This is a genomic window from Veillonella parvula (assembly GCF_018366295.1).
GTDB lineage: Bacteria > Bacillota > Negativicutes > Veillonellales > Veillonellaceae > Veillonella > Veillonella parvula_P.
Genome location: NZ_JAGZIJ010000008.1, coordinates 40,210 through 52,003, shown reverse-complemented (window position 1 = coordinate 52,003; position 11,794 = coordinate 40,210). Strand labels below are relative to the sequence as shown.

Below are 11,794 nucleotides of genomic sequence, written 5' to 3'. Positions count from 1 at the left end.
ACGTTATACAATGTATAACGTCCTTTTCATTGGTTGGTTAATTTAGTTTTGTGTTTTTAGGGCCAGTAATATGTATTATGCGCAAGGCTTAGTCATTAGAGGATTCAGAACGTTGATGGCGTTCACTGCGTTTTGCTGTTGCATTTTTATCATGCTTTTCACGTTCAGATATTCTATGCTTTCTGTGCTTTTTCTTTTTATCATTTACTTTGTACCATGGATGAGCGCTACTATCTACCGTGCCATCATCATTTTTTACCATGCGATGATTTTCACCAATTTTGAAGTGGTAATCTTTGGCTTGGGCTACATTGGCACCAATACCAACTGTTAAGAAGGCACCTAAGCTGGCCAAGGCTATTGCTTTCATTAATTTAGCTTTCATAATTATCTCCTGTATAATTGATTGTACGAATTTTAGTTGTAAGAAATATATCTGTAGTATAGGAAAATTTCATGAACAAAAAATGAATCAACTAAGTTGATAAATCATAGTATAATAGGAATATCTATATATGTTTATTATTTAATATTATCTAAGATTATAGTAGGAGCTTTATGAAACAGAGAGTATACGAAATCCTCTATCGTGAGTTAGTGGAAAACTATGCGAACAGTAAGGGACGTACAAATACAGCCGATTTTTGGCTCACCATAAGCGCTATATCCTTTGTATATGGCTTAATTATATGTATTACAGGTCTTGCAACCTATATACCGTACGGATTTCTTTATGTTGTCTCTATCGGTGGCGGCGTATTATTTGTACTGTCCATCCTGTTATGCTTGCCGAAGATTATGTTAATGGCAAGACGGTTACGAGACTCTAATAATGATCCAATGTTGATGATTTTACTATTGGTTCCTTTTTTAGGCTGGCTTGCATTATTGTATCTGTTCTGTAAGCGCACATCGCCTATATCTAATGAATCAGAGGAAAAACGTTCCGTATCGGGCCTCTTTATTGTGGCCATATTAGTATTAGGATGCCTAGCCACTAGTGTAGGTAGTACAATGATTAATCATAATTTTATGGTAGAAGAGACTGCTTATGGCAATTTGGAACCTAGTTCGTTAACGAAACAAGCTAATCGTCTTTTACAAAGTGAAACGGCTACAACAGAGGGGCGTACTGTGGTAAGTAATTATTATGAAGCCCTCAACAAAAAGGATTATCATGGTGCATATCGTTATTTGAGTGCTCGCGCTATGGAACGATATGGTACCTTTGAACTATGGGAACAAGCCATGGCTAAGGAAGAGGTTCCTAAGGTAAAAGCGATACAGCTTGACTATGTTTCTCAAGACCAAGATGATGATATTGTTGTAAATTATATGGGCTTTACCGTTACCTTTGAAGATAATCTAGAGCCTCTATTAGTTCGTTTGCATAATGAAGGCAAAGGCTGGGGCATTGTTGCTATTGAAGCTGCGGAGGAGGATTAGGTTATGTCAACCATAAATATATATGATTTGAATTATACCGATGCCTTCAAATTAGGTATTAAGAATTATGCTAATTTTAACGGTCGTGCTAGCCGTAGTGAATATTGGCGATTCGTGGCAGGCGTTACGCTGATTCAAGGGGTACTTGGGATTTTGGCTTTACTATGTAGTAACTTGGGCTTCCCTAATTATGAAACGCTTATCGATAATGTTGCTGTAGGGGTATCCCTTTTCTTTATAGTTCCCAATATAGCTATCACAGCGCGGCGTATGCATGATATTGGCCGGAGTGGTTGGACGCAGCTAATCTCATTTATTCCTGTTATAGGATTCTTTATATTTCTCATTTACGAATTGCGTCGTGGCGATCAAAGAGAGAATTCATATGGTGAAAGAACCGGATATACACCTATTACTCCTGAGGTTAGCAAAGCTACTGGTCTAGAAGAAACTCCATCCCGTCGCCAAGATTGGGCGATGGGGATTGCTATCTTTATTATCCAATCTATTATTATTGCCGATATCATTAGAGAGATATTATGGTATGGTATTAATGGGAATGGATATATGTAATAAAGATCTGCATTTATTAACAATCTCATTATTTTATTTTATAAAAGTTTAACATCTCCTTTATAGACAATATAACACTTTGTAGTAAAATGAATTTCAGATGAATTCAAAAATATAGATATTAATAAATAAAAAATATCTAAGTTGTTATATGTGTTAAGTACAGCAGGACTTCGTAATCTTTGCTGATTCCTGTTTGTAACTAGAAGGAGTTTATTATGAAATCTTGTCCCTACTGTGGACATGAAGTGTTAAAAACAGATTGTTACTGTCCAGAATGTGGGCATGTTAGTAGGCCACAAATCTCGTTAGATAAATACAATCTAGGCTTGATTGAAAACTTTAAACAATGTTTGGTTTATAAATATGCTGACTTTGATGGTCGTGCAAGTCGTAGTGAATATTGGCATTTCTTTTTAGTCTATCAATTGTTGTTTGTGGCCATTCTGTTTACCTGTGCTTTTTTGAGCTATATTAGCCCACTGTCTAGTGTAGTAGGCGTAGGTTTTGGCTTGGTCATTCTTGTTCTTTTGTCCGTGATTATGGTTATTCCTGGCGTGGCCGTTTCAGTACGACGCTTACACGATCAAGGCCGATCAGGCGGACTCGTATTTATTGGATTCATTCCGGTGGTAGGGACCATTATCCTGTTGATCCTTATGGCTCTGCCTGGTGAAAGCCAATCAAATCGCTTTGGCTCCCCTACAGGTCAAGTAGTTGTAACAAAACAAATGGCCCGTGAATTAGGTCTTATTGATACTACACCATCTATGGGACTAACTGCAGGACTATTCTGCGCTATCTTTGTACTCTGGTTCTTGGTAGATAAACTACTTATGACCAGTGCGATGTAGTTTATGATGTATCCTATAATGAAATATAAAGCATAAGTTATTCCCAAAACATATAGACATTCATTTTCAAAATCGTCAACAGTAATGATATAATATTTTCAAGAAGAATTTATTTGTTATTTCTAGAGGAGAGAAGATTATGACTGATTTGTCTATCAAAAATCTTTCGTATGTAGATAATTTTAAACATACGATTATGGGTAATTATGCTAATTTCAAAGGTCGTGCAAGCCGCAGTGAATATTGGCGTTTCTATGGTATCACAATTGTTATTGCTGGTATCTTCAATGTATTAAGTGCCCTTGTAATGGATACTGCGCTAGCAAGTGTTGTAGGGCTTATTTCTGTAGTATATAATCTAGCAATTTTATTACCTTCCATTGGTCTTGCTGCTCGTCGTCTACATGACATTGGTAAAAGTGGTTGGATGCTTTTGATTAGCCTGATTCCATTTGGTATTATCTATGTTATTTATCTACTTGCTCAAAAGGGTGATGAAGGTGATAATCAATACGGATCTCCAATGAGCTATGAAGTTGTCACTGCTGAAGAAGCTGCTCGCACTGGTCTTAAAGAAACTCCAACTGATGACATGGATCGTAAATTCATGTACGTGTGCATTGCAATTATTATTCTTGAATTAATTCTCATGAGTGCAATCTAATAATTGTATCTACAATAAAGCCTACATAAGTAGGCTTTTTCTTTTGCTTAATGGGGAAAAAAGTTTTGTTAAACTTAGAAATAAAGTATTTGACAATTCTCCCTCGTGAGTCCTATAATTATCTATTATATGAATATTGCGTTGAAAAAGACGGCATGTCTCAGACGGATTTAGTAGAGACCAAACTCATGGGCTGAAAGGTTTGGAAATCTAGAGATGTGCGGATCACTTTGGAGCAAGCGGCAACGCCGCCGGTGAACACCGTTATATGTCTAAGTGGCTTTCACAATATGAGAGATGAGTTGCGTCTTATGTGTTACAATCATGTGCTAGCATGGTGTGACAATCGCAGTTGCGATGGCGTTAGCTTTCACAAGTAACGAGAGTCAGTAGGGTGGTACCACGGATATGACGTCCGTCCCTTCGGGGGGCGGGCGATTTTTTTTATGTAAAAGGAGCACATCATGGATTACGGTAAGACGTTACATTTGCCTGAAACAGAATTCCCAATGCGCGGCAATTTGCCTAAGCGCGAACCAGAAATCTTAAAATTTTGGGAAGATAACAAGATTTATCAAAAACGTTTGGAATTGCGTAAAGACGCAAAGCCATTCATTTTGCATGATGGCCCTCCATATGCGAACGGTAAATTGCACATTGGTCATGCCCTCAACAAAACGTTGAAGGACATCATCATGAAATACAAGACTATGACCGGTCACTATACGCGTTATATCCCAGGTTGGGATACGCATGGTTTGCCAATCGAGCATGCGGTTATCAAAAACACAGGTCTTAACCGTCATGAAATGGCTCCATTGGACTTGCGCAATAAATGTAAGGAATATGCATTGGAGTGTGTAGAAACACAAAAACAAGACTTCATTCGTTTTGGTGTATTAGGCGAATGGGATCGTCCGTATTTGACATTGCGCCCTGAGTTCGAAGTAAAACAACTTGGTATCTTCGGCGAAATGGCAAAACGCGGCCACATCTATAAAGGCCTTAAAACTGTATACTGGTGTACACACTGCGAAACTGCATTGGCAGAAGCAGAAATCGAATACGCTGAGAAAAAATCCTTCTCCATTTACGTAAAATTCCCTTACGTATCCGAGAAAAAGGTAACATTGCCAGCTGGCGTAGATCCAAAACAAGCATACTCCGTTATCTGGACAACTACTCCTTGGACAATGCCTGCCAACGTAGCAATCTCCGTTAACCCTGAGCTTGAATATGGCTGGGTAAAAGTAGGCGAAGAATACTACTTGATGGCTACTGAACTCGTTGATGCAGCTATGAAAGATATCGGCATCGAAGATTATGAAATCGTAAATCGCTTCTCTGGGGCAGACTTAGAATTGGCTGAATTTAAACATCCATTCGTAGAACGTAAATCTACTGTTTTATGTGGCGACCATGTAACGCTTGAAGCAGGTACTGGTTGCGTACATACAGCTCCTGCACACGGTGAAGATGACTTTAACATCGTTATGCGTTATAACAAGGAAGGCAAAACTGAACTTCCTATCGTATCTCTTGTTAATGAAACTGGTAACTACACAAAACAAGTAGACGACAACCGTTATGGCGATACCGAATTCCCATTGGCTGGTGTAGAAATCCACGATGCAGAGGTGCCTGTAATCAAAATCTTGGCGCACAATAATGCATTGCTTCACAAATCTAGCTTGCGTCACCAATACGCTCACTGCTGGCGTTGTAAAAATCCTGTAATCTACCGTGCTACAGAACAATGGTTCTCCTCTGTAGATGGATATCGTCAACAAGCACTTGATGCAATCGACAATCAAGTGCAATGGATTCCTAAATGGGGCCACGACCGAATTTTCAACATGGTTCGCGACCGCGGTGACTGGGTAATTTCCCGTCAACGTATTTGGGGCGTACCAATTCCTATTTACTATTGTGAAAGCTGTGGCGAGCACATCATCAACGATGATACTATCAAAGCATTACAAGAAAAAGTAGCCCTAGAAGGCTCCGATGCATGGTGGGCTCACAGTGCAAAAGAATTGTTACCAGAGGGTTTCAAATGTCCTCATTGCGGTCATGATGAGTTCAAAAAAGAAACTGACATCATGGACGTATGGTTTGACTCTGGTTCCTCTTGGGCTGGTGTACTTGAAGTTAACGATCTTGAAGTACCATGCGCTATGTACCTTGAAGGTTCCGACCAACATCGCGGCTGGTTCAACTCTTCCTTGTTAACTGCAGTGGCAACAACTGGTAAAGCACCATACAATTCCGTATTGACTCACGGCTTCGTTGTGGACGGCGAAGGTCGCAAGATGTCCAAATCTGTAGGTAATACAGTGGCACCTAGCGACATCATCGACGTATACGGCGCTGATGTTATGCGTTTGTGGGTATCCTCTGCGGATTACCAAGCAGACGTACGTTTGTCCAAAGACATCGTAAAACAATTATCTGAAGTATATCGTAAGATCCGTAATACATTCCGCTTCTTGCTCGGCAACTTGGATGACTTCAATCCAAATACTGATAAAGTGGCTTACGCAGCTATGTCCGAATTCGATAAATGGGCATTGTTGCGCTTAGAAGAAGTGCGTCAAAAGGTTACTGATGCGTACGAAAATTATGAATTCCACATGTTATACCATGCAATTCATAACTTCTGCACCGTAGACTTGAGCTCCATCTATCTTGATGTAATGAAAGATACTATGTATGCTGAAAGCAAAAACAACGTAGCTCGTCGTTCTGCTCAAACAGCGATGTATGAAATCTTGAAAACATTGGTAGCTATGGTATCTCCAGTGCTTTCCTTTACAGCAGAAGAAGTTTGGAAATACATGCCTAAAGAAGAGGGTATGCGCGAATCCGTTATGCTTCAAGATTGGCCACAAGGTCATCCAGAACACTTCAATCAAGAATTGGCTGACAAATGGAACCAATTGTTAGACTTGCGTACATCCGTACAAAAAGCTTTGGAACTTGCGCGTCAAGACAAAACAATTGGTCACCCATTGGATGCATCCGTTACGGTATACGCTGAAGGCGCTGCATTTGATGCATTGAATGCTCTTGGTGAAGAAGGCTTGGCTAAACTCGTTATCGTATCCGAAGCTCACATCGTGAACGGCGCTGCACCGGCAGAGGCTGTAAAAGACGAAGAAACAGGCGTAGCGACAGTTGTTGTTGCATCTAATCTCGAAAAATGTGAACGCTGCTGGATCCACCGCGATACAGTAGGCCAAAATAGCGAACATCCTACACTTTGTGCACGCTGTGCCGATGTTGTAAAAACACTATAATAAAAAAAGACCATCCTCCTGAGCTTTACTTCCAAAAATTGTGTCCAATTTTTGGGGTGCAGTTCACTGGGGATGGTCTTTTTATGTTTGTAAATCCTTTGGCACCGTTAATTGTTTCCAATTATCTAGCTCAGGTATTTCCAAGGTATTTATTGTTTTTTGAATCCAATAGTTTAAGGACACTTCATTTCCTACATATTGTTCGAATAAGTAGGTCTTACCAGGCGTGTCTCGTTGGTTTCCATCGTCATCGATGGTGTGACGGGCCGACTCTTTCAGATAGAGCTGCACTCTAAATGGGGTCGACTGATTGCCTTTAAAAATAAAATAGGATGGGCCCACAAAGTCATGGGTGCGAATATTAATTTGTTCGTATTTTTTCTCTTTCAACCCTTGCAAGGCAGTCTGAATCATAGCGTTCGCATCGTCGTATTCCTCTAACAAGAATGGCTGTTGATCAACATCGAGCACATAGTGCCAGGTCGGCTTTTCTTCATTCTTTTCGATGGACCAGTTCTCTTCGAGGCTAGGCAAGTGACGATTATGGTAAAGCTCTTTTAATAGGCTTAAGGTATTTTCTTTGTTGAATAGGGCCTTATAGACGATTTCCTGTCCTTCTGTTGGATCATAACCGTGCAGTCTTACTTGATAATGATTTCGTAGCATCCGCGTTACATCGAGCTTAAAGATATTGCGCAATACATCTGGAATGGATAGGAAACGATTGTAAAAGCTGAGCTTCATTTCTTCCTGTGACTCTAAGGCGGTTTCAATGGTTTGCCAGTCGTACAAAGTCGTATCCCACAGGAAGTCGTCCATGGTCACAGATAAACGGGCCGCATCTTGAGGCCAGGCGGCAGGTGCAGGGCGCACCGTAGTAGTGGATTCGGCAATGCCTTCTTTGTATTGCCAGTGACCATCAACCTCTTCAAAGGCCGCTAATCGTTCTTCTGCTTCGTCATCGATGGGAATATCTTTTATCTCTGGATCCAAATTGGCTTTGTGAGACAAGATATATTGATGGGATTGCTCGTAATAGGATACGGCTTGATCTAAATCTGGTTTGCCTGTTACATAGCCTTTTTCGTAGGCATAGCCCAAGGCAACACGTGTTAAAGCGCGCGTAATATCGTAGAAAAGAACGCGATTCTCCTCTTCAAAGGCTCGTTGCTCCTCATCTAAGACACGCAGTAACGATTGTACACCGAAGCGAATGTTTTTCGTCACCCCTAAACCGTGGATTCGCATGTAACCGATATAGGGCAAGGCGAACATAAAGCGATCTTTTGTGGCCGCCATATGCGTTAAGTCTGCAATGAGACCCCAGTCGAGAGGGAGGTGGCCTATGTGAAAGATATATCCAAAGGCCGCTTGCAAGGCGGTGTACCCCGCATCACTAAACTCTTTCGTTGCAGCGCGGCGGTAGAGACCAATAGCCTTTACCGGATCGTAAGGGATAGTACAACGTAAATTTTTGGCATCATAGAAATGATAGTAATAATCCGCTAATTCTGCGATGCTTTCAGATTGACCTAAGGCGGCACCTTTAGTGAACCACGTGAAAGCATCCTCGAATTTACCGTTTTCATGGCAGTCGAGGCCTGTATATAGCATCATGGCCGGGTTGCCAAGCTCGGCCGCAGTCTTGGCGACGCGGCGCGCATTGGAAAAGTCAGCTTCGTCGATATAGATATTGCGCAAGTTTCCTTGGAACATGGCAAGATCGTTGTCGAGAGCCTTATTAAACCATTCTTTCGCCAGGTTAGATGCATTTTTTTGCAATTTTTCGTCTGGCACGGTGCCTTGTAAGGCGGCGATACGATCCTGTACAGAGTTTGCTGTAAGGCTTCTTTGAATGCGTTTAGTCCAGCTCATGGGCGGAGGTGTTAGCATAGCTTCAGCGGAGTCGATGCGATTATCATCGCGCCAGAAAAAGATATTGCCTATAACATATTGGCAATAGGCATCGCCTCGATTCGCATGGTCATAGACAATGCGGAAAGCATCGTCGAAGGAGATTTGCATATCCTTTTCAACGGTAGGCGTGATGGAGCCTTTGATACGCAAGGCTTGTAATGTACCGATAGGGCTACAACGGCGAATGCTATCGTGTAAGCACTGATAAGTACGCATATTGTCCTCTGGGAAGTTAGACTCTTCCCAGGTAAAGCGAGGCCCTGCATAGACACGTGCCAAGAGGGCATAGGCATCACCTAGCTCTCTAGCCTCTGGATCGTTGGCTATTTTGAGAGCATCTTCTTTAGTATCTATATCACTTTCAAGAAGGGTGGTCATATCGTTTCGCAAGGCACGATGATCAGTTTGTACTGTCCCTTGCTGATTATTGATGATGAGTTCTAACTGACGCAAGCCTTCTTGAGCCATTTTTTGATTATAGGATGTAAAAATCATGTGGAAAACCTTTTGCAGGCGTTCCGTAAAGTACTGTGCCATTAGGCCTCCTTTTATACGATAGAATACATATTTATTATATAACGAACGCTAGGTACCGTAAAAGAGGCAATGCTAGTATAACTGTATATCATCTATTGATATTATATTGATATTGTTTAACTATTCTCACAATATACTAGTTTATTTCTAATATGCCCGTATGTAATACAATTTAATACGGAAGCTTTAGTATGTGTTGTATTAAAGCGCAAAAAATCCCCTCTGAAGAAGATCTGTTGTCACAAATTTTATGTGATGGTGAAATCTTTCAGAGGGGTTATATGTATCCTAGTTCGTAGGAATACATATTATTTTTTGTTGTAATCGCCAAACCATTTGTTGTAGATTTTTTGGTAAGTGCCGTCTTCTTTAAGTTCTTTAAGAGCTTTGTTAACAGCTTCTTGTAAAGCTTTGTTGCCTTTTTTCACGCCAAGCACTGTGCCAGGAGATTGTGTAGGTTCGCCTACGAGTTTAAGGTCTTGATCAGCACCTTGTTTGAGGTAGTACATAGCTACAGCGTTATCGATGATAGCGCCATCAATTGTACCGGCTTTCAATTCCATGAAGATATTAGCGTTGGAATCGATTTGTTTTACTGTTGTGCCAGGGATTTTTTGAGCCATTTCAACAGGGATTGTGCCGATTTGAACACCTACAGTTTTACCTGCTAACTCGTCCATGTTGTGGATGGTAGTGTTGTCTTTACGCACAACTGTGATGAAACCGCCTTGATCAAAGTACACATCGGAGAAGTCCAATACTTTTTCACGTTCTGGAGTAGCGTTGATGCCTGCAGCAATCATATCGATATCGCCAGATTGAACAGCTGGAATCAAAGCGTCGAAGCCCATGGATTTGAATTCCATTTTTAGGCCGATTTTTTTAGAAATTGCTTCAGACAAATCAACGTCGAAGCCAACGTATTTGTCGCCTTCAGTGAATTCGAACGGTGGGAATGTAGTTTCAGAACCTACACGCAATACGCCTTCTTGTTGTGTCATTTTAGGTTTGTCGTTGCCACAACCAGCCAATAAACCCATTGCTGCTACCGCTACGAGGGCGATGGCTGTCAATTTTTTGAACTTAAACATAGTATCCTCCTCAAACATCCATATACATGGTTTATACATTTCTGTTTATATTGTACGGAATTTTACACCAATAGGCAATAACATTGTATAATTAAGAGTACATGAGTTTCATATTTAAAAATGGATTTCATTTAACATTGTTTAAATCCATCGATTTGCACACATTTTTGATTATATCTATTGGAGGCGCTATGAACCTTATGCATACATTTTCCGATCTTTGTAAAAGCTTCGCACCAGATGCTTTTGCGGTGAATTATACATTAGCTAAAAACCCTGAGATTTCCAGTCAAGAATTCGAGTCTGTCAAAACTATTGGTGCTGTTCTCGAAAAACACGGCATGGATGTAACCTATGAATTCTGTAATTTGCCAACTGCCTTCAAGGCATCTGTCGTGAAAGTAGACAATCCAAAGGGCCGATTAGCCATACTTTGTGAATATGATGCACTGCCAGAGGTAGGCCATGCGTGCGGTCACTCCGCCAGTGGTTCTATAAGCGTGTTGGCTGCATTGACACTGCATAAAATGCAAGAAGAGGGCGTAGCTTTCAACATGGATATAGATATTATCGGCACACCAGACGAAGAAGCGATGGGGTGTAAGGTAGATATGTGTAATGCAGGGGTGTTTAAAGAATACGATTTTGCCATCATGGTTCATCTCGACGGCGAGGAGACACGGCCTAATTCACAATTTTTGGCACTCGATTGCTTCCGCGCTAAGTATCACGGTAAGCCAGCTCATGCAGCCGGCGAGCCTTGGAATGGTGTCAATGCGGTAAACGGCGTACAACTCGCTATCCATGCTATGGATATGATGCGTCAACAAGTACGCCCTGAAACGCGCATCGGCACATGGATCATTGCTGGAGGTACCGCATCCAATGTAATTCCTGCCTTCGGTGAATTAGAAGTTACCGTGCGTCACACAGAGCGGGATTACTTAAATGGCTTATCTGAGCAGATTAAAAACATCTTTGAAGGGGCGGCCCTTTGTACAGGTACAACTGTGGATGTAGCGTTTTATGGCAATCCGTATGATGATATGAACCAAAACCACCGTGGCACAAAGCTTATCGAAGAGGTAATGGCCGACATGGGCCTCAATTTTGAACCTGGTCCGGCAGCTCTCGGAGGTAGTTCAGATATTGGCAATGTAAGCTATCAATGTGCAGCACTCCATCCTAAATTGCGCCTCGCTGGCGATCCGAAGGTGTGCCATTCTAAAGAATTTGCCGGTGCCATGTTAGAGCCTACCATTGAACAAACTATCATCGACGGTGCTAATATTATTGGTGGCGCTTTACTACGACTCGTAGAAAACCCAACAACCTTAGAAGAAATCGTTGCTGAATTTAATAGTACTAAATAGCTCATTTTTGTATCTACCTGAGTAACTGTAATATCAACAT

Annotated in this window: 9 protein-coding genes; 6 read left to right on the top strand and 3 right to left on the bottom strand. The window is 41.2% G+C overall.

Features of this window, described 5'->3' with window-relative positions; translation table 11 throughout:
* Positions 1-88: 88 nt before the first annotated feature.
* On the bottom strand, positions 89-385 hold the full coding sequence (locus KHY58_RS07750) for a hypothetical protein (protein ID WP_004694119.1): 297 nt from the start codon (positions 383-385) through the stop codon (positions 89-91).
* A gap of 173 nt (positions 386-558) precedes the next feature.
* Between KHY58_RS07750 and KHY58_RS07745 the strand changes: the two genes are divergently transcribed.
* From KHY58_RS07745 to ileS, 5 genes are all read left to right on the top strand, one after another.
* Positions 559-1,446, top strand: coding sequence for a DUF805 domain-containing protein (locus tag KHY58_RS07745; protein WP_278472843.1), 888 nt, complete (start codon positions 559-561; stop codon positions 1,444-1,446).
* Positions 1,447-1,449: 3 nt separating this feature from the next.
* Positions 1,450-2,019 (top strand): DUF805 domain-containing protein, encoded by a 570-nt coding sequence (locus KHY58_RS07740; protein ID WP_278472840.1) that lies wholly within the window; start codon positions 1,450-1,452, stop codon positions 2,017-2,019.
* Between the two features lie 218 nt (positions 2,020-2,237).
* Positions 2,238-2,873 (top strand): DUF805 domain-containing protein, encoded by a 636-nt coding sequence (locus tag KHY58_RS07735; protein WP_278472838.1) that lies wholly within the window; start codon positions 2,238-2,240, stop codon positions 2,871-2,873.
* Between the two features lie 139 nt (positions 2,874-3,012).
* Complete coding sequence (locus tag KHY58_RS07730; protein ID WP_278472835.1) at positions 3,013-3,537, top strand: DUF805 domain-containing protein; 525 nt, start codon at positions 3,013-3,015, stop codon at positions 3,535-3,537.
* Positions 3,538-4,001: 464 nt separating this feature from the next.
* Positions 4,002-6,836, top strand: coding sequence for an isoleucine--tRNA ligase (gene ileS / locus KHY58_RS07725; RefSeq protein ID WP_008603150.1), 2,835 nt, complete (start codon positions 4,002-4,004; stop codon positions 6,834-6,836).
* Positions 6,837-6,917: 81 nt separating this feature from the next.
* On the opposite strand, the gene KHY58_RS07720 is transcribed toward ileS, so the two are convergent.
* Together KHY58_RS07720 and KHY58_RS07715 are read right to left on the bottom strand one after the other, a co-directional pair.
* A complete protein-coding gene (locus tag KHY58_RS07720) occupies positions 6,918-9,290 on the bottom strand; it encodes a tetratricopeptide repeat protein (protein ID WP_278472833.1) in 2,373 nt (790 codons plus the stop codon).
* Between the two features lie 308 nt (positions 9,291-9,598).
* Positions 9,599-10,381: a basic amino acid ABC transporter substrate-binding protein gene (locus KHY58_RS07715; RefSeq protein WP_278472830.1), complete on the bottom strand. Its 783-nt coding sequence runs from the start codon at positions 10,379-10,381 to the stop codon at positions 9,599-9,601.
* A 191-nt stretch (positions 10,382-10,572) separates the two neighbouring features.
* Between KHY58_RS07715 and KHY58_RS07710 the strand changes: the two genes are divergently transcribed.
* The gene (locus KHY58_RS07710; RefSeq protein ID WP_278472827.1) at positions 10,573-11,754 is read left to right on the top strand and encodes an amidohydrolase; all 1,182 of its coding nucleotides are present in this window, start codon (positions 10,573-10,575) and stop codon (positions 11,752-11,754) included.
* The last annotated feature ends 40 nt before the right edge of the window (positions 11,755-11,794 follow it).